The sequence below is a fragment of the Gulbenkiania mobilis genome, from assembly GCA_004346645.1.
In the GTDB taxonomy this organism is placed as follows: domain Bacteria; phylum Pseudomonadota; class Gammaproteobacteria; order Burkholderiales; family Chromobacteriaceae; genus Gulbenkiania; species Gulbenkiania mobilis.
This window is the reverse complement of record SMDA01000005.1, coordinates 162,406-187,483: the sequence shown is the minus strand read 5'-3', so window position 1 is coordinate 187,483 and position 25,078 is coordinate 162,406. Positions and strand designations below refer to the sequence as shown.

Below are 25,078 nucleotides of genomic sequence, written 5' to 3'. Positions count from 1 at the left end.
AGGTAACCCCCGATGAAAGAAGCCTTTGTAGCAGCGTCCGTTCAGATGGTGTCGGCCACCGACCCTTCGGCCAACATGGAGACGGCTACCCGGCTGGTCGCCCAAGCGGCTGCCGGCGGTGCCAGGCTGGTGGTCCTGCCTGAATACTGGGTAATGATGGGACGCAGCGACAGCGACAAGATCGCCCGCCGCGAGAGCTGGGGGCAGGGGCCGATCCAGTCCTTCCTGGCCGACTTGGCCCGCCGGCACGGTATCTGGCTGATCGCCGGCACCATTCCGTTGGAATGCCCCGAGGACGATAAGGTTTACAACACCACTATCGTGTTCTCACCCGAGGGCGAGGCGGTCAAGCGCTACGACAAGATTCACCTGTTCGGCTTCTCCGGCCTTGGCGAGAGCTATTGCGAATCGGCCACCATCTTGCCCGGGCACGAACCGCTGAAGGTGGAAACGCCACTGGCGGACATCGCCTTCGGCATCTGCTATGACCTGCGCTTCCCCGAGCTGTTCCGCGCCCTGCTGCCTTTTGACCTGCTGGTCCTGCCTGCGGCCTTCACTGCCACCACCGGCGAGGCGCACTGGGAGGTACTGTTGCGCGCTCGCGCCATCGAGAACCAGTGCTATGTGATCGCCTCGGCCCAAGGCGGCGAGCACGAGAATGGCCGCAGAACGCACGGACAGTCGATGATCATCGACCCCTGGGGCCGCATCGTCGCCCAGCAGATGAAGGGCGAAGGGGTCGTATTCGGCAAGATCGACCCCACTGTCATCCAGTCCGTACGCACCCGATTGCCGGCCCTCACGCACCGCGTGCTGGGCCAAACCACCTGAAAGATTACCCATGCAAGAAGCCTTCAAAACCGCCGAAGACCTGCTCCTGACGCCGTATGGCCTGGATGAAGGCATCATCAGCCGCACACTGGAGCGCCTGACGCACCACGAACTCGATTACGCCGACCTTTACTTCCAGTACACCCGCAACGAGGGGTGGAGCCTGGAGGAAGGCATCGTCAAGTCCGGCAGCTACAACATCGATCAGGGCGTGGGGGTGCGTGCTGTTTCGGGCGACAAGACGGCCTTTGCCTATTCCGACGTGATCGGGCTGGAGCCGCTCCTGCGCGCAGCCGACGCCGCACGCGCCATCGGCCGCGCCGGAGGGGACGGCCGGATCGGCGTGGCACACCCCACCCACTCACGCGGGCTCTACCCGGCTATCGACCCATGCCAGAGCCTGGAGGCCGCGGCCAAGGTAGCCCTGCTGGAAAAAGTGGAGCGTCTGGCGCGGACAATGGATCCGCGCATCACCCAGGTGATGGCAGGTCTGGCGGCCGAGTACGACGTGGTCTACCTTGCCCGGCACGACGGGGTGCGCGCCGCCGATGTACGGCCACTGGTCAGGCTGTCGGTGTATGTGATCGCCGAGCAGAACGGCCGGCGCGAGCAGGGCGCCAGCGGCGGGGGCGGCCGGCACGACCTGTCGCACTTCACCGACGAGGTGATCGAACGCTATGTGCGCCAGGCGGTGGATCAGGCCATGATCAACCTGGACGCTCGCCCGGCACCGGCCGGGCAAATGACAGTGGTACTGGGCCCCGGCTGGCCGGGCGTGTTGCTGCATGAGGCCATCGGGCACGGACTGGAAGGTGACTTCAACCGCAAGGGCACTTCGGCGTTTTCCGGACGCATCGGTGAGCGCGTGGCCGCCCCGGGGGTCACCATCGTCGATGATGGCACGCTGGACGGCCGGCGGGGCTCGCTGTCGGTGGACGACGAAGGCACACCCACGCAGTGCACCACACTGATCGAGGATGGCATCCTGAAGGGCTATATTCAGGACGCGATGAACGCCCGCCTGATGGGCGTGGCCCCCACCGGCAACGGCCGGCGCGAGTCGTACGCCCATCTGCCGATGCCGCGCATGACCAACACCTACATGCTTGCCGGCGAACGCGACCCGCAGGAGATCATTGCCTCGGTGAAAGACGGGCTCTATGCCGTCAACTTCGGCGGCGGGCAGGTGGACATCACCAGCGGCAAGTTCGTATTCTCGGCCAGCGAGGCCTGGAAGATTGAGGACGGCAAGCTGGCCTACCCGGTGAAAGGCGCCACGCTGATCGGCAACGGGCCGGACGTGCTCAATTATGTGACCATGGTGGGCAACGACCTGTCGCTGGACTTGGGCGTGGGCGTATGCGGCAAGGAGGGGCAGAGCGTTCCGGTGGGTGTGGGTCAGCCAACCCTGCGCATCGACGGTGGCTTGACGGTGGGGGGAACCCAGTAAGTGCTCCAGATGCCTCAGGAAAACCCGGCCTTGGCCGGGTTTTTTATCGGGTGGATTAGAAGAGCATGGCCCCTGGGTAAGGCTGCCGCAAAGCAGGGGCCCCACGGGCCATGCAAATCACACAGCACAGCGGGACGTTTCGCTTGGGGCCATAGAGCGGCGTGTTCAGAGCGCCAGCTGCGGTCGAAGCGACTGGCGCAGCTCGGCGGCGATCTCGAACGAGCGCAACCGGGCGGCATGATCGTAGATCTGCCCGGTGAGAATGAGTTCGTCCGCGCGTGTTTCCGCAATCAGGCGCTCCAGACCGGCGCGCACTGTATTGGGGCTTCCCACCAGCGAACACGCCAGGGCGCGTTCGACGTGCAGCTTCTCGCTTGGTGTCCACAGCGCGTCCATCCCATTCTCGGCCGGCGGATTGAGCGGGCCGGGACGGCCTCGGATCAGATTGAGGAACTGCTGTTGCAGCGACGAGAACAGCGCGCGTGCCGCCTCGTCGGTGTCGGCGGCGAACAGGTTGGCAGCCACCATGGCATAGGGCTTTTCCAAGAACGCCGAGGGCTGGAAGCGCTCCCGGTAGATTTCCAGCGCGGCCTGCAGGTAAGTGGGAGCGAAGTGTGAGGCAAATGCAAAGGGCAGCCCCATCTGCGCAGCGAGCTGGGCACTGAAGAGACTGGACCCAAGCAGCCAGATCGGCACTTCCAGGCCGGCGCCCGGCACAGCGCGTACCGCCTGGCCGGCACTGGCCGGACGGAAGTACCCCTGCAGTTCGGCCACATCCTGCGGGAAGGTGTCTGCACTGTCGGCAGCCAGGTTGCGCCGCAGCGCGCGGGCGGTCTGCGGGTCCGTGCCCGGCGCCCGTCCAAGCCCGAGGTCGATGCGCCCCGGGTACAGCGAGGCCAGGGTGCCGAACTGCTCGGCCACTACCAGCGGCGCATGGTTGGGCAGCATGATGCCGCCGGCACCCACCCGGATGGTGGAGGTGGCGCCCGCCACATCGGCGATAACCACCGCCGTGGCGGCCGAGGCAATGCCGGTCATGTTGTGGTGTTCGGCCAACCAGTAGCGCGTATAGCCCCAGCGTTCGGCGTGACGTGCCAGGTCGCGGGTATTGGCAAAGGCCTGAGCGGCATCGCTCCCCTTCAGGATGGGAGAGAGGTCCAAGACAGAAAAGGGAATCATGGGCGATCCTGCGAAGTCGGTGAAAAGATCAGGCTAGCGCTCGTCGTCTTGCGGTTCGAAACGCATTGCCACCGAATTGATGCAGTAGCGCTCGCCGGTGGGAGCCGGGCCATCGTCGAACACATGGCCCAGATGCGCATCGCAGCGGGCGCAACGCACTTCGGTCCGGATCATGCCATGTGAGGTATCACGCACTCGCGTGATGCTACCCGGCACGGCTTCCTCCCAGAAGCTGGGCCAGCCGCAGCCGGCGTCGAACTTGGTCTGCGAGCGGAAGAGCAGAGCATCGCAACACACGCAGTGGTACTCGCCGACGTCGTTCCGATAGTAAAGCTCGCCCGAGAAGGGGCGCTCGGTGCCGGCCTGCCGCGTGACGCGATAGGCTTCCGGCGTCAATTCTGCACGCCACTGCTGTTCGGTTTTCACGATCTTGTCGCTCATGGTGTCCTCATCGTCATGGGTGGGCAGGGTTACGCCAGCTAACTTCAAGCCAGCTCGTCGAAGGCGTCGCCCTCCAGATGGGAAATGTCGGCCCAATTCTCCACTTTCCAAGTCCCGTTGCTGAAGCAGAAGCGGTTGAGCGCGGCATTGGGCAGCGCGAAATCCCTCGGGGCCGACAGAGGGATGCCGGCGGCGAGACGGTAGGCCATCTCCAGCACGCCCCCATGCGCCACGACCAGAATGCGGCCGCCCACATGCCGCACCGCCAGACGGGTCAACACTTCGGAGACCCGTGCACAAAAGCGCTCCAGGCTTTCGCCGCCTTCCGGCACCGCCTCCACACGGCGCTGGCGGTATCCGGCATATGCCGCAGGGTGATGCTCGGCGGCCTCGGCCAAGGTCAGCCCCTGCAGTACGCCGAAGTGGCGCTCGCGCAGCGCAGGCTCCTCAATGACCGGCAACCCGAGTGCCTGCCCCAAGGGGGCGGCGGTCGCCCGGGCGCGGGAGAGGTCGCTGCTATAGAGCACATCGAAACGCTCGCCACGCCGGGCCAGCCCTTCGGCCAACCTTTCGGCCTGGGCGTGCCCGTGTGCGTTGAGCGGGATATCGGTATGACCCTGCAGACGGCCGCAGGCGTTCCAGTCGGTTTCGCCATGGCGGACAAGGACGAGAATGGTGGGGAGGGTGTTCATGGAGAAGGCAATCAGACAGTCAGGGCCAGCCACAGCCCAACAGGAACGAAGACCACGCTGGCCAGGTTGCCGATCAGGACGATCGACGCCATGCGGTCGGGCTCTTGGCGGTACAGTTCGGCCATCAGGAAGTTGAGCACGGCCGGGGGCAAGGCGCCAAACAGATAGACCAGCCCGGCCTCGCGACCGGTCAGCCCAAGGAGCGGCACCGCGAGCGCGGCGGCCGCCAGCCCGGTCAGTGGGCAGAGGACAGCACCCAGCACGCCTACCTTCCAGCCGGCCAGCTGGGTGTCCACCATGCGCACGCCCAGGGCGAACAGCATCAGTGGAATGGTGACATCGCCCAGCATCTTGAGCCCGATCATCAGCCCTTCAGGCAGATGCCAGCCCGCCAGGCCGAACAGCAGCCCGGCCGCGGTGGCCAGCACGATCGGGTTGCGCGCCAGCCCGGCAAAGCGGGTACTGCTGCTGAAGATGAAGGCGCCGAGGGTGAAATGCAGCAGGTTGGACACCACAAACAACACCACGAAGGCGTTGAACCCTTCACGGCCAAACGCCAAGAGTGCCAGCGGCAGGCCCATATTCCCGCAATTGTTGAACATTGTGGGTGGCTGCAGCGTGCGCTGGCTGAGACCGGAAAGCCGGATCAGGGGCCAGGCCAGCATGCCGGAAAACAGCACCACGACCACGGCGGCCGGAATCAGCTTCCAGTAGGCCAAAAGATGGAAGTCGCGTGCGGCCAGGGCGGAGAACACCAGGAGCGGCACGCATACATCCATATTGATGCGGTTGGTCACGCGCATGTCCGGCCGGGTGCGCCGGCCATAGACCCAGCCGGCCAGCACGATAACGAGTACCGGTAAGATGATGGTGAGAATGCGCTCGTGCATGCGTGCCTTCGGAAGAGCCTGGGCCGGAAGGTTGGCCGAAGGCTAGTGCAAACCGATGCCGGAGATCTCGCGCGCCAAGGTGGCGGCGTAGTTGTCGGTCATGCCACCGACCGCATCCAGCACACGCATGTAGGCTTCGTAGAGCGTCGGGGCCTGTTCGATATGCAGCTCGAAAAGGTCCAGCGCCAGCCGATCGCGCGGGCACAGCGCCTCTTCGCCCTGCATCATCCGGGTATGCACCGCCGGCACCACCACGTCCAGCACCGCACCCAGACAGGGGTAGGCGGCCAGCTCCGTCACCACCTTGGTCCGATGTCGGTAAACCTTGTGACTGCCCAGCTCCTTGGCTTCCAGCAGCGTCTCCTGCACCAACGGGTCACTGACATTGATGAGATCCTTGGCGGGGAAGGTGCCCGCCAACAGCGAGTCGTGGTGCAGCATGAATTTTTGTGCGATCTCGGCCACGCAGCGTCCGATGGCGATGCCGCGCAGCATGGCGCACTTCTGGCGGATGTCCTGGATTTCCCATACCCGCTCGTACTCTGTAAAGCCCGCGAACAGGCGCTCAAACTCGTGAAAGTCCAGAATGCCAATCTCCACTGCATCCTCAAGGTCCAGGATGGCATAGCAGATGTCGTCGGCCGCTTCCATCAGGTAGGAGAGCGGATGACGCACCCAGCGGGTGGCATCCAGCCGCACCAGACCCAGTTCCTCAGCCACCGCCTCGAAGTAGGGCAATTCGGTGCGGTAAATGTTGAACTTGTCCCGGGCTTGAGCCGCTTCGTCATCGGAGGTCCAAGGATACTTGATCAGCGCCCCCAGTGCCGCGGCCGTCAGGCGCATGCCGCCTTCGCCGGCATACATCTCCAGCGAGGTAACCATGCGCAGGCCGTGGGCATTGCCTTCGTAGGTTTGCACGTCTCGCCGCTGGGCATCGGTCAGCGGTGCCAGCAGGTGCACATGCTCAGGGCGCCGGAACCAGTGCCGCAGGGCATCCTCGCCGGTGTGGCCGAAGGGAGGGTTGCCGATGTCGTGCGCTAGGCAGGCTACCTGTACCACCGCGCCGATGTCGTAAGGCGTAAAGCCTCGCGGCAGTTGTCCTGCGTGCTCCAGCATTACCCCCACGCGGTTGCCGAGGCTTCGGCCAACGCTGGCCACCTCCACACTGTGCGTCAAGCGATTGTGTGTGTGGTCGTTGGTCGCCAGCGGGTGTACCTGGGTCTTACGTCCCAGGCGCCGGAAGGCGCTGGAGAACACTACCCGGTCGTGATCGATATGAAAGTCGGTGCGCAGGCCCGGGCTGCCTTCTTCGGTGGCGGGGGTACGGGTGCGGCAAACGGAGCCGTCTGCAAGCTTGAAACGCTGAGGGGAAAGCAGGCGCTGCCACTGCATGCGGTCGGGTGCGGTCATGGATGTCGCAACGAAGGTGGATACCTTGCCATCATACCGCAAGCCTTCCGTGCCAGCGGGCACGGGCGGACAAGACAAAAGGCCGGCGGGGCCGGCCTTTTGCAGGGTAAGCGGGGCTTACTTGGTGACTTGGTTGCCGATCAGGCCACCGATCGCAGCGCCACCGGCCGTGCCCCAGGCGCTGCCGCCGGAAAGGACGGCACCTGCCGCAGCACCGGCACCGGCACCAATGGCGGTGTTCTTTTCACGCTTGGTCATGTTGGAGCAGCCCGACAGCAGGGACAGGGCCAGGATGCCGGTAGCGAGTACTTTCAGGGTTTTCATTGTCATTTACTCCTTGAGCGGGGACGGAATATTGTTTTGTCTGGTTGAAGCGCACCGGCAGGCCCCGCAGGGCCCGCCGCAGCGGTGTTACTTGATCTGGTTGCCGATCAGGCCGCCGACGGCAGCACCGCCCACGGTACCCAATGCATCGCCACCGGAGAGCACGCCACCTACGGCGGCGCCGGTTGCGGCACCCAGCGCGGTGTTGCGTTCGGTGCGGGTCATGTTGGAACAACCGGACAGCAGAGCCAGGGCGAGCGCGCCCGAAGCGAGGACTTTCAGGGTTTTCATGGCTGGAGTCTCCTAAAGAGGTCAGGTACTGCTCGAAGGCCCTTCCTTCAGCATAGGAAAGGAAGGGGACATTTGCGTTGTCCACTTCCAAGCAAGAACAGTTCCCGCGTCGGCCCCCGCCCCTCAGGACCGGCGGCGCCATCGCTCCAGCCACGCCTCGGCGGGCGCGCCCGGCCGGTACTCCGCGCCCGTCCAGTAGCGGTAGGGCAGGGCAGCAATCTGGGCAAAAAGATCGTCAAAGGGCAGGGTGCCGCTGCCGGGCGCACCCCGACCGGGCACATCGGCGAACTGGATATGCCCGATGCGGGCCCAGTGCTTTGCAAGAAATGCCGTAATGTTGTCCCCGCTGCGTGCCAGATGGTAGAGATCGGCCTGCATGTATAGATTGGCGTGGGCCACATCTTCCAGCAGTGCAAGCATGTCATCGCCAGAGCTCACCAGAAAGCCGGGCATGTCGTGGCGGTTGATGGCCTCGAAGGTCGCGCGGATGCCATGTCCTGCCAGCAAGGCGGCAGCGTGGTGCAGGTTGGCCGAAAGCACTTCCAGTGCGGTTTCACGCGCCACTCCGGCAGGCAACCGCCCCGGCAGGATGTTGACCGCCTCCACCCCGAGCGCTTCGGCGTACGGCAGCAGGGTGGTGAAGGCTTGCCGGAATGCGCCCTGGCGGGCCGGATGGCAGGCGAGCCCAGCGCCGCCTTCCATCAGGTCGGCTGCCGGTAGATTGATCAGTACGACCGGCAGGCCGCTTGTCTGACTGGCAGCCACCAACTCCGCCAGCGGTGTCTGGTAGGGAAACTGGATCTCCACCGCTTCAAACCCCGCCGCGCGGGCAGCGTAGAAGCGGGCCCGCCAAGGCAGGTGGGTGTAGAGCAGGCTCAGGTTGGCCGAAAGTTTCAGCATCAGGCGCCCTCCGCGGTGGCGTAGAGGGCGATCACCTCACTCAGATCGGCCTCGCTCCGGCCGCCAGCCGCCACCATGCGCATCAGCTGTGTGGCCAGCGCCGCCAACGGCACGGCCGCCTCGCAGCTGCGCGCCACTTGCAGGGCGTTCTCAAGGTCTTTCAACAGGGTGGATACCTTCCACTGTACGGGTGCATGGCTGCGGTGGGCCATGCGCGGCGCCAGGATCTGGAAGGGCAGGGAGTCGGCAAAGCCGCCTGCCAATGCCGGTGCCAGCAGGCTCGCATCCACGCCGGACCTTTCTGCCAGCGATACCGCCTCGGCGATCAGCAGCGACTGTGTCGCTACGATCAGTTGATTGCACACCTTGGTCAGCTGCCCGGCGCCGCTGCCGCCCATGTGCGTTACCCGCTGGGCAAACGCCGCCAAGTAAGGGCGCACCCGTTCAAGCGCAGCGGCCTCGCCCCCCGCCATCACCACCAGGCGGCCTTCCTGCGCGCCGCGCACTCCGCCCGAGACCGGGGCATCCACCCAGCGGGCCCCACAGGTCGCTACCGTTTCCGCAAGCGTCCGGGTAGCCGCCGGGTCAATGGAAGAAAGATCCACCACTACTTGGCCTGGACGCAGGCTGGCCCTCAGACCCTGTGCGCCCGACACCACCTCCTGCACGGCTGCGGTATCGGCCAGACACAGGAAAATGATCTCGCACGTGGCTGCCATCTCCATAAGGGTGGCAGGCTGCGCACCGTCCGCCCTCAGGGCTTCGGCCTTGTCCAGGCTGCGATTCCACACCCATACGGCGTGCCCTGCCGCCAGAAGCCGGCGTGCCAGCGGCGTCCCCATCAAGCCCAGCCCTGCAAACCCAAGTGTCGGCATGTGTATTCTCCCTTGCATCGCGATTGCCATCAGCATAACGCAGGCAGCGACCATATCGACAGCCGGGTTCGGACGACTCACGCATTGAAGGGCAGGCCTGGCATGTGCTCGCGCGAGGGAGGAGAGGGCACTTGTGCTTCGATAAAGAAACACAATGCATTTTCTTGAAACAATCAATTGGAACAAAATGTGTTTAGCTATCACAATACCGTCACTGATTGATTAAACGTAACTCATCCAATCAACCGCAAGGAGTACGACATGCTGCAAAACCGTGAAGGCCAACGCGTTCCCAACGTAACGTTCCGTGTCCGTGAAAACAACGAGTGGAAGGATGTCACCACCGCCGACCTCTTCGAAGGCAAAACCGTCGTGGTGTTCTCCCTGCCGGGCGCGTTTACCCCTACCTGCTCGTCCAGTCACCTGCCGCGCTACAACGAACTGGCCCCGGCCTTCAAGGCCAACGGCGTGGACAGCATCCTTTGCGTGTCGGTCAACGACACCTTTGTGATGAACGAATGGGCTAAGGATCAGGAAGCCGGCAACATCATCATGGTGCCGGATGGCAACGGCGACTTCACCGAAGGCATGGGCATGCTGGTGGACAAGAACGACCTGGGCTTCGGCAAGCGTAGCTGGCGCTACAGCATGCTGGTGAAGGACGGCGTGGTCGAAAAGATGTTCATTGAGCCGGAAGAGCCGGGCGATCCGTTCAAGGTATCCGACGCCGACACCATGCTCAACTACATCAACCCCAACGCCAAGAAACCGGACCAGGTCGTGGTGTTCAGCAAAGTAGGCTGCCCCCACTGCGCACGTGCCAAGGCGCTGCTGGAAGAGAAGGGCTACGAGTTCGTTGAAGTGCCGCTGGACAACAAGGTACGCGGCAAGGTGCTCGGGGCCGTATCCGGCAAGATGACCGCCCCGCAGGTATTCATCAACGGCAAGCTGATCGGCTCTGCTGACGATCTGGCCGCCCATCTCGCCTGAGGCTTCGGCCAACCTGGCGCAACGTTTCTCCCGGCGGTTTCTGCCCTGACGCCGCCGGGGCCTTCCGGGCCGGCCCCGTGCCGGCTTCTTTTACCCCGTGTCGCAATGCGTGACGCTGCTTGGGCCGCGTGACGCATTGCCCCCCGAATCCGAAAAGCCGCAAGCCCGTATTCAGAAAGGACTGTTGCACATGCGCACCCTCAATATCGATATCGCTGTCATTGGCGCCGGCACCGCCGGCCTGGCTGCCTACCGTGCCGCGAAGGCACACGGGAAGAGCACTGTTCTGATCGAGGGCGGCCCGTACGGTACCACTTGCGCTCGCGTCGGCTGCATGCCGTCCAAGTTGCTGATCGCCGCGGCGGAGGCCGCCCACGAAGCACGCCACACCGCCCCGTTTGGCGTGCATGTGGACGGGGAAGTCCGCGTGGATGGCCGGGAGGTAATGGCCCGGGTACGCAGCGAGCGCGACCGTTTCGTCGGCTTCGTGGTGGCCAGCGTGGAAAACATTCCCGCCGAAGACCGGCTTCAGGGCTATGCCCGCTTCATTGACAACACCACGCTCGAAGTGGGCGAGGTGACAGTACAGGCCCAGCGCGTGGTGATCGCCACCGGCTCGTCCCCGGCCATTCCAGCCCCCTTCAGGGCGCTGGAAGACCGCCTGATCATCAACGACGACGTGTTCTCCTGGGAGGCCCTGCCCGAAAGCGTGGCGGTGTTCGGTCCCGGTGTCATCGGGCTGGAGCTTGGCCAGGCGCTGGCCCGGTTGGGCGTGCGCATTCGTGTCTTCGGTGTGGGCGGCGGGGTAGGGCCGCTGTCAGACCCTGCCATCCGCGAATATGCCCGTGAAACCTTCAGCCGCGAGTTCTATCTGGACCCCGATGCCCGCGTGGAAAAGATGGAGAAGGAAGGCAACCAGGCCGTACTGACTTTCATCGACCGTGAAGGCCAGCGCCAGACCGAACGCTTCGACTACGTGCTGGCAGCCACCGGCCGCACCCCCAACGTGCGCGGGCTGGGTCTGGAGAACACCACGCTGCAGCTGGACAGCCGTGGCGTGCCGATCTTCGACAAAGCCACACTGCAGTGCGGCACCAGCCCGGTCTTCATTGCCGGCGACGCCAACAACATCCTGCCGCTGCTGCACGAAGCCGCCGATGAGGGGAAGACCGCTGGCGAAAACGCAGCCCGCTATCCGCATGTCGCGGCCGGACACCGCCGTGCCCCGATCGGCGTGGTATTCACCGACCCGCAGATTGCCATGGTGGGCGAGCGCCAGGCCAGCCTGGCCGCCGACATTGAGGCCGGGCAGGTCGTGGTGGGGGTGGTCAGCTTCGAGGATCAGGGTCGCAGCCGCGTCATGCTGAAGAACCGTGGCCTGATGCATGTATACGCCGACAAAGCCACCGGCCGCTTCCTGGGCGCGGAATGGATCGGTCCGTGTGCCGAAAACATCGCCCACACCCTGGCCTGGGCATACCAACTGGGCCTGACGGTGCCGCAGATGCTGGAAATGCCGTTCTACCATCCCGTGGTGGAAGAAGGATTGCGCACCGCACTGCGCGATGCAGCTGCCCAGCTTCCTTCGGCCAACCTTGCCTGACATCCGGTTTCATCGCTGTCTCTCCTCTTGCCCCCGGCGTGCCGGGGGTTTTCTTTTGTACCGTGCAGATGGAGGAGGGCGGCACACCGCGCACGATGCAGACACGCAGGACGGCGCTGCGAGAATGTATCTACAAGTAGAGAAGAACCTCTGACAGCTGTCATTGCAGTATTTGCTGCATTGCTGACGCTGATCGTCACCATCGTGCTGTTTTTCTAGCCACGCAAACCCCGACGCGGGCACACGCAGCCTACTAGGCTCCGGCGGCTCTTCCGTTTTGGTGAAAGCTTCCTCCGGCGACCTGGTACAAGACACCCCGCGTGTGGGAAAAGAGCGACCCCATCATATTTGACATAACCACCCAGTATCGATTTCCGCGCTTGATTGCCGCCATCATGAGGTACGGGTAGGCGACGCTAGCGAAAGTGGGTAGTACTGCCCGCAGCTCCTTAAGGCGAGGACGCGCCCCCTGGAACAGACTCCAGGCGGCACTACCCAGCGGCGAGCTGGTCTAGCCTTTTATCCTCTCTAAGGACGGATAATGCTGGTTTTTCTTGTGCTCGCCGTAGTTGTTCTCCTGCTTATTGCTTTTTTTGCTCCCCATTTGAGGAAGAAGCAGGTTTCTACGCAATCTTCACCTTCTTCAAATGTTCGATTCGTCGCCCGTCGTCCTCTGACGGAGCGGGAGCAGGTCTGCGCGTTTCCGAGAATTCGGAAAGATGCGCCAGAAGGTTGCTGACTTCCTCGTCTGCCGGCGTGACTTCACCATTGCTGCGGTCGTAGAACTAGATGACCGCAGTCATCGGAACAAGCACGAGCAGGACAAGGCAAGGGATGAGGTGTGCAAGCAAGCGGGGCTTCTGGTCTTCCGTCTGCCGGCCACACCCGATAATGAGCCTGTCCAGCGCATGGCGGAGGTGCTCAGGCGCTTGGACAAGCAGAAGTTAGCGGAACAGTCGATTTAACATAAGACCGAAGCGTGCCTGTCGGTGGCAGTTCTGCCTGTAGAAATCCCGTTCGGTTTTCAACTGCTCGATCAAGTCTGCCTGCCGTTCGGCCAGGCGGTGAGCCATCTTTATGTCTGCCAAGATCGCCAGGTCTTCGGGGTGCAAGAATCATCGCCGTCGATGTGTGCGCCTGCAAATGGTCCTTTGTCGAGCCAGCCGGCTCGCTCTTTGAGGTCAAGGTACTTCAAGACCAGCACCGGAACCGTCGTCTTGCCGGAGCAGTACGCCTTGTACGTGGTGTGTGATACGCCGAGTTCTTTGGCGTTGGATTTCCAGAGTAGTGATGCTGCGCGTTCTATGGTCATGTCCAGGTCGTTGGGCACGCGAGGTAGTCTTGCCATCGAAGCAAAAGCCCGGCTTTTGGCCGGATCAAACCTCGCATAAACGAACATACGTAGTTCTACGTACCATCCTCTTAATTTGACATAATATGTATTATGCGAACTAAAGCATATTCTTCTCTGGTCTCTTCGATCTGCCTGTCGGGATCAGTCCCCATTTACGCCCTACGGCCGCGTGTGATGTCGGCTTGACGTATAATCCGGCCTTTATCGTATCGCCCGTAACCCTTTGTGCCACGAGGTAGCCCATGAGCCGCATCAGTCTTTCCCGTTTTCTCATCGAAGCCCAGCGAACAGAAGGCAACCTTCCGCCCGAACTGCGGCTGCTGATCGAAACCGTGGCCCGGGCATGCAAGGCGATCAGCCATTCGGTCAACAAGGGCGCGCTGGCCGGGGTACTGGGCGAAGCCGGCTCGGGCAACGTTCAGGGCGAAGCTCAGAAGAAGCTGGATGTAATCGCCAACGACATCCTGCTGGAAGCCAACGAATGGGGCGGCAGCCTAGCTGCCATGGCGTCCGAAGAGATGGAACTGCCGTACTCGATCCCCGAGAATTACCCGCGCGGCCGCTACCTGCTGCTGTTCGATCCGCTGGACGGCTCGTCCAACATCGACGTGAACATTTCGGTCGGCACCATCTTTTCGGTGCTGGAGTGCCCACCGGGCGATGTGGCCCCGTCCGAAGCGGACTTCCTGCAATCCGGCCGCCGTCAGGTGGCGGCGGGTTATACCGTCTACGGTCCTCAGACAATGCTGGTGCTGACCTTCGGCCACGGCGTGCACGGCTTCACCCTGGATCGGGAACAGGGCTCGTTCGTGTTGACGCATCCAGACATGCGCATTCCGGCCAGCACTAAGGAGTTTGCGATCAACATGTCCAACCAGCGCCACTGGGAGGCCCCGGTGCAGCGCTACGTCGGCGAGCTCTTGGCGGGCACCACCGGCCCGCTGGGCAAGGACTACAACATGCGCTGGGTCGCCTCGATGGTGGCCGAAGTGCACCGCATCCTGGTACGTGGCGGCGTGTTCATGTACCCCAAAGATGCTCGCGATCCTTCCAAGCCGGGCAAGCTGCGTCTGATGTACGAAGGCAACCCGATGGCCTTCATCGTGGAACAGGCTGGCGGCGCCGCCACCAACGGCCGGATGCCTATCCTTGATATCCAGCCTTCCAAGTTGCACGAGCGGGTAGCCATCTTCCTCGGCTCCCGCGAGGAAGTGGAGCGGGTAACCGCCTATCACGCGGCGGATTGACCCGCCCTACCAGGCGAGCTGGCACGTCTGGTGTCGAACTATTCTTACCCCGCGCCTTCCAACCTCCTGCGCCGCCAGGGGGTGGCGCCTGCCTGCAGGGCAGCCGCAACCGAACAGACGATGAGCTCCATGTCCCGATTACACCGCCTGGCCGCTGGCGTGGCCGTGCTGGCGCTGGCCCTGCCCGCCGCCGCTGCGCCCGCAGACGACCTGATTGCCGCACGCGATGCCTTCAAACGCAACGACATGAACACCCTGGCCCGGTTGGCCGAAACCTTCCCCTCGGACCATGTGCTGGCCCCCTACCCTGCCTTCTGGCTGGCATGGAAGGCGGCGGAGACCGATGACGATGCCACCGTTGAGCGGTTTCTCTCGCGTCAGGGCGAGAACCTGCTAACCGAACGCTTGCGCAACGAGTGGGTGAAGAGGCTGGGCCAGCGCCAGGACTGGGCCCGCACCGCCCGCGAGCTGGCCCGTCTGCCAGAAGACGGGCGCGACGAGGAAAGCCGCTGTTATGCCACGCTGGTGGACCTGCAGCAGGGACGGCCCGCAAACCTCCCCACCGCCTTTGAGGAGAGCCGTCCACTGCCGGAGGGCTGCAATCGGCTGATCGAGGCGGCAGCGCAGCGCCAGATGGTGGGGCCGGCCTGGCTGTGGAAGCGGGTACGCCTGCTCCTGGCCGGCAATTACCAGAGCCAGGCACGGCAGCTCGCCGCCTCGACCGGCCTGCTTGCCGATACCGCCCCTCTGGTCCAGCCGGCGCTGGCCGACCTCGGCACCGTGGCCGGACAGGAGGCGCGAGTGTTCGAGATCGTCCGCAAGGCGCGCAGCGATCTTCCGGGCGCCAGCACCCTACTCCAGACACTGGAACCGCAGCTCACCCGCGAACAGGCAGGATTTGCATGGGGCCAGCTGGCCACTCAGGCCGCACGCAAGCTCCAGCCTGCCCAGGCACTTGTGTGGTACGAGCGTGCCGACCCGGCGCAGCTGACCGACGATGACTGGTCCTGGCGCGCCCGCTCTGCGCTGCGACTGGAAAACTGGACGGGTCTGGATGTGATCGTGCGGGCCATGCCCTCAAGGTTGGCCGAAACCCCTGCTTGGCTTTACTGGCGAGGCCGGGCGCTGAAGGCGCTGGGACGCACGACCGAAGGACAGGTCCTGCTCGCCCGTGCGAGCCGTGGCCACCACTACTATGCGCTGCTGGCCCAGGAATCGCTGGGGACCTCTCTGAGCGAGCCCCCGGCGGGCGGTTCGCCCAGTGAGGCACAGGTCCGGCAGGTTTCGTCAGAGCCGGCCATCCGGCGGGCGCTGGAGCTTCACGAAATCGCCGGCCGCTACAGCCGGCCCGAGCTGCGCACCGATGCGCAGCGAGAATGGCGATGGGCGATGCGCAACCGCACTGACACCATGCTGTTGGCTGCGGCGGAGGCAGCGCGACGCGCCGGCTTTTACGACATGGCGATCTACAGTGCCGAGCGCACCCGGGAAGAGCATGACTTCTCGCTGCGCTACCTGACACCCTATCGTGACATCACCCGCCGCTACGCCGGCGAGCTGGGCATCGACGAAGCCTGGGTGTACGGGCTCATCCGCCAGGAAAGCCGCTTCGTGAATGTGGCCCGCTCCGGTGTGGGCGCTTCGGGTCTGATGCAGTTGATGCCGGCGACCGCCAAGTGGGTGGCCGGCAAGATCGGGCTGGGCCGCTACGTCGTTAATGATGTGGACACCAACATCCAGTTGGGCACCTGGTATCTGCGCCACGTGCTCGACACGCTGTCCGGCAGCCCGGTGCTGGCCACGGCCGCCTACAACGCAGGCCCCGGTCGTGCACGCGGCTGGCAGGACAGCCGGCCGCTGGAGGGCCCGATCTACGCGGAGACCATCCCGTTTGATGAAACACGCGACTATGTGCAAAAAGTGATGGCAAACGCGGCATACTATGCCGGCGGCCTCAACCGTTCGCCCTTGGCGCTTTCCGGGCGGATGGGCGTCGTACCCGCCCGCTAGCGCGGGATAGGCCGCCCGCCCTTTCCGACCGCCGCAACCTGGCGGATGGCGTGGCCCGGCATGACCGGGCCACGCAGTTTCTGATGGAGGAAAACACATGTACCCGATCCTGCGCGTTGCCGTCATCGGCGGCAGCGGTTTTGTTGGCAGCTATGTGGCCGAAAAGTTGTCCGAGGCCAGTTTCGAAACCACCATCGCTACTCGCAACCCGGAGCACACGCGCCGCGAGCCGCTGCTGGTTCTGCCCAAGGTGCTGCTGGCCACGGCGGATGTACATGACGACGCCTCGCTCGAAAGCCTGGTGGGCACGCACAACGCGGTGATCAGCATGGCGGGCATCCTGCACGGTTCGCGCTCGGCATTCGAAACCGTGCACGTGCGGCTGGTGGAACGCATCATCGCCGCCTGCAAGAAAACCGGGGTACGCCGCTTGGTGCATATCAGCGCCCTGGGCGCCGCACCGGACGCACCCAGCGATTATCAGCAGACCAAGGGCATCGCTGAACAGCGGATCGCAGAGAGCGGGCTGGACTGGACTATCCTGCGTCCTTCGGTCGTCTTCGGCGCCGGCGACAACTTCCTCAACATGTTCGCCCGCCTGCTGAAGGCGGCCCCCTTCATGCCGCTGGCCGGAGCGGACACCCGCATGCAGCCGGTCTGGGCCAACGACGTGGCGCAGGCGGTGGCCAACGTCCTGCCGGACCCGGCCACCTTCGGAATGAAGCTGGATCTTGCCGGGCCGCGCGTATACACCCTGCGCGAACTGGTGGAGTACGTAGGCCGCCTGACCGGACACGAGCGCTCGATCATTGCCGTCCCACCCTCGGTGGCCATGCTGCAGGCCGGGCTGATGGAAGTGATGCCAGGTCCCACTCTGATGAGCCGCGACAATGTGCGCTCGCTGAGTGTAGACAACGTCAGCGAGGCGCCCTTCCCTACCGAGGTGCTGGGCTTCTCCCCCACTCCGCTCGAAGCGGTCGCGCCCCACTATCTGGCTGACGACGAATACAACCATCGCTTGAATCTGTACCGCTCCACGGTAAGGCGCTGACGTGAAGGTCTACATCGTTGGGGGGGCCGTGCGCGACCGTCTCCTGGGCCTGCCAGTCAAGGACCGTGACTGGGTGGTGGTGGGCGCCACGCCGGAGCAAATGCGCGCCCAGGGTTTCCGGCCCGTGGGCAAGGACTTTCCCGTCTTCCTGCACCCGGAGACGCACGAGGAATACGCCTTGGCGCGTACCGAGCGCAAGACAGCGCCGGGTTACCATGGCTTCACCTTCCACGCTGCCCCCGACGTTACGCTGGAAGAGGACCTGGGCCGGAGGGACCTGACCATCAACGCCATGGCCGAGTCGGATGATGGCACGCTGGTGGACCCGTTCGACGGTCGGCGCGATCTCGAACTGCGGCTCCTGCGCCATGTGGGGCCGGCTTTCGTGGAAGACCCGGTGCGCATCCTGCGGCTGGCCCGGTTCGCGGCACGCTTCGGCTTTGGGGTCGCGCCGGAGACGCTGGCGCTGATGCGTAGCATGGTGGCCAGTGGCGAAGTGGACGCTCTGGTGCCCGAGCGTGTGTGGCAGGAGATCGCGCGGGGCCTGATGGAAGACGTGCCTTCGCGCATGTTCCTCGTACTGCGCGAGTGCGGCGCGCTGGCCCGCCTGCTGCCAGAGGTGGATGCCTTGTTCGGGATACCGCAGCGCGCGGACTACCATCCGGAGGTGGACACGGGCGACCATGTGATGCGGGTGGTGGATTATGCCGCTTCGGCCAACCTGCCGCTGCCGGCCCGCTTTGCCGCGCTGATGCACGATCTGGGTAAGGCGCTGACACCACCGGAGGTCCTGCCCCGTCACATCGGCCACGAACCCCGGGGGGAGAAGCCCTTGCTGGCGCTGTGCGAGCGGCTGCGGGTGCCCGCCGACTGCCGGGACCTGGCGCGCCTGGTCACGCTGTACCACACCAAGGTGCACACTGCCGGGCAGCTGCGTCCGGATACCGTGCTGCGGCTCTTCCGCGACACTGACGCACTGCGACGGCCGGAACGCTTCGGCCAACTGCTGCAGGCATGCATTGCGGATGCACGCGGCCGGCTGCACTTCGAATCGGCCCCCTACCCTCAGGCCGATTGGCTGCAGGCAATGCTTGAGGCCGCGCGCGCGGTGGATGCCGGCGAGATTGCGCGTCAGTGCCAGGATAAGCGGGCCATCCCCGAGGCAGTGGACAAGGCCCGGGTAGCGGCCATTGCCGCCTGCAAGGCAGGGCTTGCGATTGCGGACTGAGCCTGAAGGCTGTCAAAGTAAAAAACCGAAGCTTCTGCCTCGGTCCTGATAGGTTCCATGCCAACCCCCAGCCCGCCGCCTTCTCGGCGGGGGACGGATTCAGGCGTGTTGCCGGAGGCCTTCGCGCTGGCGCACCTGCTCGAACAGGCACAGTGTAGCGGCCATGGCCACATTGAGGGATTCCGCCGTGCCCGGCATCGGGATGCGCACTCTACAGTCCGCTTCGGCCAACAGGCCCGCCGACACCCCCGCACCTTCATTGCCCATGACGAACGCCACCGGCCCGGTCAGGTCTACACCGTAGAGCGAGCTGCTGCCTTCCAGATGCGTCACCAGCTTGCGTCCACGGTAAGTCTGTAGTGCCGCCACCAGATCAGCGTTTTCCTGCAGGTTGAGCGCGAAGTGCGCCCCCATGCCGGCCCGTAATACCTTGGGTGAGTAGACTTCGGCACAACCTCGCGACAGCAGAACGTCGCGCACCCCGGCTGCGGCGGCCGAGCGCAGGATGGTGCCCAGATTACCCGGGTCCTGGATATCTTCCAGCAGCAGCCAGTCCCGGCCCGCCTGCGCAGCACGGGCGGGTGGCCGCCGACACAGGGCCACCAGTTCCGGTGCGGAGGAAAGCGCGCTGATCCGGCCCAAGGCCCCCTCACTGAGCACGGCCGGCTGGCACCCCTCGGGCAGGCTCGCCAGCAGAGCCTGCACTTCAGTGTGCTCTAGTGCCTGCCGGTTGAAGAACACCCCCTCCACCCCCCAGCCAGCCGCCAAGGCCGCCTGAAGCAGGTGCAGGCCTTCCAGCACCAGCAACCCGTCGCGGCGGCGGTCCCTTGTGTGTTCCATGTATCGGGCCAGACGCTTGACCGCGTCGTTATGGGGAGAGCTGATTTCTTTCAAGAGCTGGAAACCTTCAGAAGCGATGTGTAAGCCGGGTGATCAGCGACTTGAAGCCGTGATAGCTATCCTCGTCGATGGCACGGCCGCTGTTGCCGTGATCGACATAGAACACGCCTGCCAACGTCTGTCCCGAGAACAGCGTCAGCAGCGCAAAATCACTCTCGCCGCTGAGTGTGAAGAAAGGATCACCGTATTTCTGCCGCAGCTGTGCCCGCACTGCGGCCGGCGCATGGAAACTCTGCGGCTTGCTGGTCAGCAGGGCGAAGAAGCTGCCTGGCTCCAGCTCAATGCGCGCGCGCCGGAGGGGCTGATCCTCTGCCACCCCCAGCTGATAGCGCAGCCGCAGATGATGGTTGTCTCGGACGTACTGAAAAAACAGCACCCGTTCGAAGTGCAGGTCGTTGGCGAGGTGACGCATGGCTTCGCGGATGGAGAGGTCCAGCTGCTCCGCATCGGTCAGCGTGCTGACGGCATGCTGACGCGGCCGGTGGTACTCTCCCTCCAGAAGCAGCAGGGCCTTCGCCGGGTGCGCATAACCCGGCGCCCGAGGATGCAGGGCCACTTGGCGCACAGCGTTCACGACCCCACCGTATGCCTCTTCAAAGGTCAGGCCCGTCAGGCGGGCCGCGGCCTCGATCCCAACCGTCCAGGTCGCACGCCACCACCCTTGCTCCAGCCCGTTGGCAGTGGCCACCGCCAGCCTCAGGATCTGCTTGCGGCGTGAAGCGCCCCCCTGTTTGCCCAGCAGGGCCAGCAGTCCAACTGGCAGAGGCATGGTCCGTACAAACGCTTCCAGGAGTTGCGGATAGGCCACTCCGAAAGTTTCCGATACTGCCTGCAGCAGTGGCTTGTCGGGGATGTCGTTGCGATAAATGAGATAGAAGCAGGCCGGCAGGTTGTACAGCAAGGCTGCCATGTAGCAGTCTTCAACTTTCAGTTCGCCCGCCTGTGACAGCCATGTCTTGGCAAGGATGGCCGCTACCCGGCCACGTGCAAGCCAGTCGCCCACCGCCTCGATCACTTCTGGCGACAGCCGGCCCGGCACGGATTCGAGAGGAGTCAGGCGACCGAAGCGGCCGAGCGCACCCTCCAGCCCGATCAGCATCAGGATCTTCTCGACCGAAGGCAGCACGTCGTGCTGCTGCAGCGAACGCGAACCACCCACCATGCGCATCAGGTCGAACAGCAGCAGCGGGTCCGACAGGCACAGGTTGGCCATGTCGGTGAAACGGATGAGATCGCTATGACGCGCGCAGGCTTGCCGCAGGTCGGACAGGGTGTCCGGCAGGATGGGCCAGCGCCTTTCGGCAATCGACTGCAACCAGTTAGCGAGCTCCATGGGGACGGTGCCAGATCAAGAGTTCTTTCTGAAGCGGACCGCTGAGCGCAATACGCGCATCAGGCTCCACCGCCGGTACTTCAAAACTGTTGCTGACCAGCAGGCTGCCGGGGCCTGCCTCGCTGCAGAACTTCTGCCACACCCGCGCCATCGGTGCAGGGGACAGGAATACATATACCGCATTGTAGGGCTGCCAGGACATGGCCCAGAAGTTCTGTGAGGAAAGTCGCACTCCTGCTGGCGAGCCGGCGCGCCACCAGCGCCACTGCGCCAGCAGACGTGCAGCCCAGGCATTTTCACAGGCCTCTACCGTGACATCGGGGCGAAGGCCGTGCAGAAGCAAAGCCAGCCGCGCATCGGCCGAACCGGCCTCCAGCAGCCTGGCACTCTCAGGCAGCAGCGCTGCCAGGCGGTGGGCAGCTTCCTCGGACGAGCGGTAAAAGGGCACCTGTTCCAGCAGGGCGTTGCGACTCAGAGCAAAGGTAAGCACCAGCGCCAGCAGGTAAAGCCAGGGCGACAGGCCCAGGGACAGGGCGGCCACCACGACCGGCATGAAGAAGAGATGCAAGAGCCGCACCCAGCCCGGAGCGTGCCAGGCGGCAGCCAGCACGAACGCTGCCAGCCCCTGCAGACCCGCCCACCCCATGGGAGCAGCCAGCGGGGCCACCAAGAACCACGCCAGCAGCCCAGCAAGAAGCTGGAGACCGGCATGACGCAGCGCCTGCCCCAATCAGCCGCCCCCGGCCACTGCGGGCGCGGATGCTTCACCTGCGGCTCCTGCCGCACTGTCCTTGACGCCGTCGTTCAGAATGGTGCGCTCGGTTTCCTTGTTGAGCACGACGATCGCAATCCGGCGATTCTCCGGACTGAAGACATTGCCCGGATTGAGCGGATCGGCCGCAGCCAGACCGACCACACGCAACACCTTGTCCTGCATCAGCCCGCCGGCGATCAGCTCGCGACGTGCGGCGTTGGCACGGTCGGCAGAAAGCTCCCAGTTGCTGTAGCCGCCCTGCCCGCCCGAATACGGTGTGGCGTCGGTATGCCCCGAAATGCTGATGCGGTTGGGCAACTGGTTCAGGTCGCGCGACAGCTCCTGCAAGATGGCACGGGTATGCGGCATCAACTGCGAACTGCCCGAAGAAAACATAGGCCGGTTCTGCTCATCGATCAGCTGGATCTTGAGCCCTTCCGGGGTCAACTCCAGCTTGACCTGGTTGCGGTATTCCTTGAGCAGATTGCTCTGATCGATGGCGGACTGGATTTTGCGCTGCAGCTGGCTGAGGCGGCTCTTCTCAGCCTCCACCTCCTGTTCGCGCGCGCCGCGCTTCACCTGACCGGCCTGACGGGTAAGGTCAGTGCCCCCGCCCTTGATCACGGACTGAGCGTCGCCGGCCCCCTCGCCGCCCGACAGCGCCACCTTCAAGGGGGTACGGAAGAATTCGGCAATACCGGCCAGCGTGCCCTGCGAAACCGAGCCCAGCAGCCACATCAGAAGGAAGAAAGCCATCATCGCCGTCACGAAGTCGGCGTAGGCGATCTTCCATGCGCCGCCGTGGTGGCCGTGGCCGCCCTTCTTGATGCGTTTTACGATGATGGGACGTTGGGATTCATCGGCCATGTAAAGCTCCGCGCCTAAGGCTTACTTGGCCTTGGCCTGTTTGACGTGGTCTTCCAGCTCCTTGAAGCTCGGACGATCGTGCGAGGCGAGAACCTTGCGTCCGAACTCGACGGCTACCTGCGGCGCATAGCCGTTGAGACTGGCCAGGAGCGTCACCTTGACGGTCTGCAGGATGCGTGTCTGGTCCTCGAGGCGGTATTCCAGAATCTTGGCCAGCGGGGCGATGAAGCCGTAACCCAAGAGAATACCGAGGAAAGTACCCACCAGCGCTTTGGCAATCAGCAGGCCCAGTTCGGCCGGTGGCGCCCCCACCGACTCCATGGTGTGCACCACGCCCATCACACAGGCCACGATACCGAAGGCTGGCATGCCATCGGCCATCGAGTTAACCGCGGAAGGGACGATGGCTCCCTCGTGATGATGGGTTTCGATTTCCACGTCCATCAAGTTTTCGATCTCGAAGGCATTCAGGCTGCCCCCCACCATCAGGCGCAGGTAGTCGGTGATGAACTCCACCAGGTGATGGTCGGCCAGGATCTTCGGATATTTGGAAAAGATCGGGCTGGCTTCGGGATTCTCCACGTCGCCTTCGATCGACATCAGACCTTCCTTGCGCACTTTAGAGAGCAGCTCGAACAGCAGGGCGAACAGCTCCATGTAGACGGCCTTGCTGTACTGCGCCCCCTTGAACACGGTGGGCAATGCCTTGAGCGTGGCCTTGAGCGGTGCCCCGCCATTGGCGGTCACGAACGCACCCAAGGCCGCCCCCCCGATCATCACCAGCTCCAGCGGCTGGAACAGCGCTGCCAGGTGGCCGCCGGCCATGGCAAAGCCACCGAACACCGAAGCCAGAACGATGATGTAACCGATTGCAACGAACATGCGCGAAAGTCCTGTGGGAGGATGCGGAATGAAGCACCTAGTCTATACGAAACAGCCGGGGCTTCACGCAATAAAAAAGCGGGCTGATTGTATCAAACCCGCTTTGCCGCAACCAAAAAAACCGTGTCCGGAATCAGCCGGCCATGCCTTTTTCGCGCACCACCTTCTCGAAACGCTCCAGGCAACGCCCGGCCACGCCCAACATTTCGTCGATCTCGGCCTTGGTGATCACCAGGGGTGGCGCAGCCACGATGTGGTCGCCGCACGCACGCATGATCAGGTTGTTCTCGAAGAAGATGTCCCGGCACATCGTCCCGGCGGTACCCCACTCCGGGAAGAGCTCGTGGGTGGCCTTGTTGCGCACCAACGTGAAACCTTGGATCAGGCCCACTCCACGCACGTCGTCCACATGGTCGAAGTTGCCGAAGGTGGCACGCCAGCGCTCCTGCATGTAGGGGCCGGTCTCATTCTTCACGCGGTCCACGATGCCTTCATCGCGCAGGGCCTTGACGTTGGCGTGGGCTACGGCCGCTGCCACCGGGTGGCCCGAGTAGGTGAACCCGTGGTTGAAGTCGCCCCCGGCGACGAGCACGTTCGCTACCCGATCACCGACGAACACTGCCCCAATCGGCAGATAGCCGGAGGACAGGCCCTTGGCAGTGGTGAAGATGTCGGGACGGAAGCCCATCGTCTGCTGGCCGAACCATTCACCGGTGCGTCCGAAACCGCAGATGACCTCGTCCGCCACCAAGAGCACGTCGTACTTGCGGCAGATGCGCTCCACCTCAGGCCAGTAAGTGGACGGCGGGATGATCACGCCCCCAGCGCCCTGAATCGGCTCGCCGACGAAGGCAGCCACCCGTTCTGGCCCCACCTCGAGGATTTTGTCTTCCACCCAGCGCGCGGCGGCCAGGCCGAATTCCTCCGGTGTCATGTCCTTGCCGTACTTGTACCACCACGGCTGCTCCACATGCTCGATGCCAGGAATTGGCAGGTCGCCCTGCTCGTGCATATAGGTCATACCGCCGAGGCTGGCACCGCCGATGGTGGAGCCGTGATAGCCGTTCCAGCGGCCGATGAGCACCTTTTTCTCGGGCTTGCCCTGCACCGCCCAGAAGTGGCGCACCATGCGCATCATGGTGTCCACCGATTCCGAGCCGGAGTTGGTGTAGAAGATATGGCGGAAGCCCTCCGGCGCCACTTCCGAGAGCAGGTGGGAGAGCTCCACCACCGCAGGATGGGTGGTCTTGAAGAAGGTGTTGTAGTACGCCAGGTCTTCCATCTGGCGTCGCGCCACCTCGGGCAGGTCCTTGCGGCCGTAGCCGATGTTCACGCACCACAGGCCCGCCATGCCGTCGATGATCTTGTGGCCTTCGGAATCCCACAGATGGATGCCTTCGCCGCGCGTGATGACGCGGGCGCCCTGCTGGTTGAGCGAGTGGGGGTCGGTGAAGGGATGCAAATGGTGGGCGGCGTCCAGCTCGCGCCATTGTTCGGTCGTGCGTGCAGTTTGCATCGGAAGACTCCTTTGTTTTCTCTCTGGTTATCCAGGTTGGCCGAAGCGCTTCGGCCAACC

General features: G+C 64.0%; 24 protein-coding genes and 1 pseudogene. 9 read left to right on the top strand and 16 right to left on the bottom strand.

Annotated features, from left to right (window positions below; translation table 11 throughout):
* Positions 1-12: 12 nt before the first annotated feature.
* Both EV669_RS09485 and tldD read left to right on the top strand, forming a co-directional pair.
* Positions 13-831 (top strand): carbon-nitrogen hydrolase family protein, encoded by an 819-nt coding sequence (locus tag EV669_RS09485; protein WP_054286483.1) that lies wholly within the window; start codon positions 13-15, stop codon positions 829-831.
* A gap of 10 nt (positions 832-841) precedes the next feature.
* Complete coding sequence (gene tldD / locus EV669_RS09480) at positions 842-2,281, top strand: metalloprotease TldD (protein WP_054286482.1); 1,440 nt, start codon at positions 842-844, stop codon at positions 2,279-2,281.
* A 165-nt stretch (positions 2,282-2,446) separates the two neighbouring features.
* Here the strand turns inward: tldD and EV669_RS09475 are convergent, their stop codons facing one another.
* The 9 genes from EV669_RS09475 to EV669_RS09435 all read right to left on the bottom strand — a co-directional run bounded on the left by EV669_RS09475 (position 2,447) and on the right by EV669_RS09435 (position 9,283).
* Positions 2,447-3,460, bottom strand: a complete 1,014-nt coding sequence (locus EV669_RS09475) for an LLM class flavin-dependent oxidoreductase (RefSeq protein ID WP_132098529.1) — start codon at positions 3,458-3,460, stop codon at positions 2,447-2,449.
* Positions 3,461-3,493: 33 nt separating this feature from the next.
* Positions 3,494-3,901 (bottom strand): peptide-methionine (R)-S-oxide reductase MsrB, encoded by a 408-nt coding sequence (msrB, locus tag EV669_RS09470; RefSeq protein WP_054286515.1) that lies wholly within the window; start codon positions 3,899-3,901, stop codon positions 3,494-3,496.
* Between the two features lie 44 nt (positions 3,902-3,945).
* Positions 3,946-4,593, bottom strand: a complete 648-nt coding sequence (locus tag EV669_RS09465) for a histidine phosphatase family protein (protein ID WP_132098528.1) — start codon at positions 4,591-4,593, stop codon at positions 3,946-3,948.
* 11 nt (positions 4,594-4,604) lie between these two features.
* Positions 4,605-5,483, bottom strand: coding sequence for an AEC family transporter (locus EV669_RS09460; RefSeq protein WP_054286480.1), 879 nt, complete (start codon positions 5,481-5,483; stop codon positions 4,605-4,607).
* Between the two features lie 42 nt (positions 5,484-5,525).
* Entirely contained in the window at positions 5,526-6,893 is a 1,368-nt protein-coding gene (locus EV669_RS09455; protein WP_200906494.1) for a deoxyguanosinetriphosphate triphosphohydrolase, read from the bottom strand.
* 117 nt (positions 6,894-7,010) lie between these two features.
* Complete coding sequence (locus tag EV669_RS09450; RefSeq protein WP_054286479.1) at positions 7,011-7,217, bottom strand: glycine zipper 2TM domain-containing protein; 207 nt, start codon at positions 7,215-7,217, stop codon at positions 7,011-7,013.
* A gap of 87 nt (positions 7,218-7,304) precedes the next feature.
* Positions 7,305-7,508, bottom strand: a complete 204-nt coding sequence (locus EV669_RS09445) for a glycine zipper 2TM domain-containing protein (protein WP_132098527.1) — start codon at positions 7,506-7,508, stop codon at positions 7,305-7,307.
* Between the two features lie 123 nt (positions 7,509-7,631).
* A complete protein-coding gene (locus tag EV669_RS09440; protein WP_207913841.1) occupies positions 7,632-8,408 on the bottom strand; it encodes a hydroxypyruvate isomerase family protein in 777 nt (258 codons plus the stop codon).
* A complete protein-coding gene (locus tag EV669_RS09435; protein WP_132098526.1) occupies positions 8,408-9,283 on the bottom strand; it encodes an NAD(P)-dependent oxidoreductase in 876 nt (291 codons plus the stop codon). Before EV669_RS09435 ends, EV669_RS09440 begins: the two co-directional genes overlap by 1 nt.
* Positions 9,284-9,544: 261 nt before the next feature.
* Between EV669_RS09435 and EV669_RS09430 the strand changes: the two genes are divergently transcribed.
* The 3 genes and pseudogenes from EV669_RS09430 to EV669_RS09420 all read left to right on the top strand — a co-directional run.
* Positions 9,545-10,273, top strand: a complete 729-nt coding sequence (locus EV669_RS09430; protein WP_132098525.1) for a glutathione peroxidase — start codon at positions 9,545-9,547, stop codon at positions 10,271-10,273.
* A 190-nt stretch (positions 10,274-10,463) separates the two neighbouring features.
* Positions 10,464-11,876, top strand: a complete 1,413-nt coding sequence (locus EV669_RS09425) for a dihydrolipoyl dehydrogenase (protein ID WP_132098524.1) — start codon at positions 10,464-10,466, stop codon at positions 11,874-11,876.
* Positions 11,877-12,574: 698 nt separating this feature from the next.
* Positions 12,575-12,841, top strand: a pseudogene (locus EV669_RS09420) (DUF2726 domain-containing protein); the annotation flags it as partial.
* Positions 12,842-12,951: 110 nt separating this feature from the next.
* On the opposite strand, the gene EV669_RS09415 reads toward EV669_RS09420, so the two are convergent.
* Positions 12,952-13,188: a hypothetical protein gene (locus EV669_RS09415; protein WP_165922740.1), complete on the bottom strand. Its 237-nt coding sequence runs from the start codon at positions 13,186-13,188 to the stop codon at positions 12,952-12,954.
* 284 nt (positions 13,189-13,472) lie between these two features.
* On the opposite strand from EV669_RS09415, the gene EV669_RS09410 reads away from it, so the two are divergent.
* The 4 genes from EV669_RS09410 (at position 13,473) to EV669_RS09395 (ending at position 18,766) form a co-directional block, all read left to right on the top strand.
* Positions 13,473-14,477, top strand: coding sequence for a class 1 fructose-bisphosphatase (locus tag EV669_RS09410; RefSeq protein WP_054286474.1), 1,005 nt, complete (start codon positions 13,473-13,475; stop codon positions 14,475-14,477).
* Positions 14,478-14,606: 129 nt separating this feature from the next.
* Positions 14,607-16,487, top strand: coding sequence for a lytic transglycosylase domain-containing protein (locus tag EV669_RS09405; RefSeq protein ID WP_132098521.1), 1,881 nt, complete (start codon positions 14,607-14,609; stop codon positions 16,485-16,487).
* 97 nt (positions 16,488-16,584) lie between these two features.
* A complete protein-coding gene (locus tag EV669_RS09400; protein WP_054286473.1) occupies positions 16,585-17,538 on the top strand; it encodes a complex I NDUFA9 subunit family protein in 954 nt (317 codons plus the stop codon).
* A gap of 1 nt (position 17,539) precedes the next feature.
* Entirely contained in the window at positions 17,540-18,766 is a 1,227-nt protein-coding gene (locus tag EV669_RS09395; protein ID WP_055434100.1) for a multifunctional CCA addition/repair protein, read from the top strand.
* Between the two features lie 99 nt (positions 18,767-18,865).
* Here the strand turns inward: EV669_RS09395 and EV669_RS09390 are convergent, their stop codons facing one another.
* The 6 genes from EV669_RS09390 to EV669_RS09365 form a co-directional block, all read right to left on the bottom strand.
* A complete protein-coding gene (locus EV669_RS09390) occupies positions 18,866-19,660 on the bottom strand; it encodes a TrmH family RNA methyltransferase (RefSeq protein ID WP_165922739.1) in 795 nt (264 codons plus the stop codon).
* Positions 19,661-19,673: 13 nt separating this feature from the next.
* A complete protein-coding gene (locus tag EV669_RS09385) occupies positions 19,674-20,999 on the bottom strand; it encodes an HDOD domain-containing protein (protein WP_132098519.1) in 1,326 nt (441 codons plus the stop codon).
* Positions 20,986-21,729: an SAM-dependent methyltransferase gene (locus EV669_RS09380; RefSeq protein WP_132098518.1), complete on the bottom strand. Its 744-nt coding sequence runs from the start codon at positions 21,727-21,729 to the stop codon at positions 20,986-20,988. Before EV669_RS09380 ends, EV669_RS09385 begins: the two co-directional genes overlap by 14 nt.
* Positions 21,730-22,620, bottom strand: coding sequence for a flagellar motor protein MotB (gene motB, locus EV669_RS09375; protein ID WP_132098517.1), 891 nt, complete (start codon positions 22,618-22,620; stop codon positions 21,730-21,732).
* 21 nt (positions 22,621-22,641) lie between these two features.
* Positions 22,642-23,502, bottom strand: a complete 861-nt coding sequence (gene motA / locus EV669_RS09370) for a flagellar motor stator protein MotA (protein ID WP_132098516.1) — start codon at positions 23,500-23,502, stop codon at positions 22,642-22,644.
* A 133-nt stretch (positions 23,503-23,635) separates the two neighbouring features.
* On the bottom strand, positions 23,636-25,018 hold the full coding sequence (locus EV669_RS09365) for an aspartate aminotransferase family protein (protein ID WP_054286466.1): 1,383 nt from the start codon (positions 25,016-25,018) through the stop codon (positions 23,636-23,638).
* Positions 25,019-25,078: the final 60 nt, after the last annotated feature.

Bases quoted from the DNA above. Each gene is read 5' to 3' on its own strand.
- EV669_RS09485 (WP_054286483.1), top strand. From the start codon at position 13: ATGAAAGAAGCCTTTGTAGCAGCGTCCGTTCAGATGGTGTCGGCCACC.
- tldD (WP_054286482.1), top strand. From the start codon at position 842: ATGCAAGAAGCCTTCAAAACCGCCGAAGACCTGCTCCTGACGCCGTAT.
- EV669_RS09475 (WP_132098529.1), bottom strand. From the start codon at position 3,460: ATGATTCCCTTTTCTGTCTTGGACCTCTCTCCCATCCTGAAGGGGAGC.
- msrB (WP_054286515.1), bottom strand. From the start codon at position 3,901: ATGAGCGACAAGATCGTGAAAACCGAACAGCAGTGGCGTGCAGAATTG.
- EV669_RS09465 (WP_132098528.1), bottom strand. From the start codon at position 4,593: ATGAACACCCTCCCCACCATTCTCGTCCTTGTCCGCCATGGCGAAACC.
- EV669_RS09460 (WP_054286480.1), bottom strand. From the start codon at position 5,483: ATGCACGAGCGCATTCTCACCATCATCTTACCGGTACTCGTTATCGTG.
- EV669_RS09455 (WP_200906494.1), bottom strand. From the start codon at position 6,893: ATGACCGCACCCGACCGCATGCAGTGGCAGCGCCTGCTTTCCCCTCAG.
- EV669_RS09450 (WP_054286479.1), bottom strand. From the start codon at position 7,217: ATGAAAACCCTGAAAGTACTCGCTACCGGCATCCTGGCCCTGTCCCTG.
- EV669_RS09445 (WP_132098527.1), bottom strand. From the start codon at position 7,508: ATGAAAACCCTGAAAGTCCTCGCTTCGGGCGCGCTCGCCCTGGCTCTG.
- EV669_RS09440 (WP_207913841.1), bottom strand. From the start codon at position 8,408: ATGCTGAAACTTTCGGCCAACCTGAGCCTGCTCTACACCCACCTGCCT.
- EV669_RS09435 (WP_132098526.1), bottom strand. From the start codon at position 9,283: ATGCCGACACTTGGGTTTGCAGGGCTGGGCTTGATGGGGACGCCGCTG.
- EV669_RS09430 (WP_132098525.1), top strand. From the start codon at position 9,545: ATGCTGCAAAACCGTGAAGGCCAACGCGTTCCCAACGTAACGTTCCGT.
- EV669_RS09425 (WP_132098524.1), top strand. From the start codon at position 10,464: ATGCGCACCCTCAATATCGATATCGCTGTCATTGGCGCCGGCACCGCC.
- EV669_RS09415 (WP_165922740.1), bottom strand. From the start codon at position 13,188: ATGACCATAGAACGCGCAGCATCACTACTCTGGAAATCCAACGCCAAA.
- EV669_RS09410 (WP_054286474.1), top strand. From the start codon at position 13,473: ATGAGCCGCATCAGTCTTTCCCGTTTTCTCATCGAAGCCCAGCGAACA.
- EV669_RS09405 (WP_132098521.1), top strand. From the start codon at position 14,607: ATGTCCCGATTACACCGCCTGGCCGCTGGCGTGGCCGTGCTGGCGCTG.
- EV669_RS09400 (WP_054286473.1), top strand. From the start codon at position 16,585: ATGTACCCGATCCTGCGCGTTGCCGTCATCGGCGGCAGCGGTTTTGTT.
- EV669_RS09385 (WP_132098519.1), bottom strand. From the start codon at position 20,999: ATGGAGCTCGCTAACTGGTTGCAGTCGATTGCCGAAAGGCGCTGGCCC.
- motB (WP_132098517.1), bottom strand. From the start codon at position 22,620: ATGGCCGATGAATCCCAACGTCCCATCATCGTAAAACGCATCAAGAAG.
- motA (WP_132098516.1), bottom strand. From the start codon at position 23,502: ATGTTCGTTGCAATCGGTTACATCATCGTTCTGGCTTCGGTGTTCGGT.
- EV669_RS09365 (WP_054286466.1), bottom strand. From the start codon at position 25,018: ATGCAAACTGCACGCACGACCGAACAATGGCGCGAGCTGGACGCCGCC.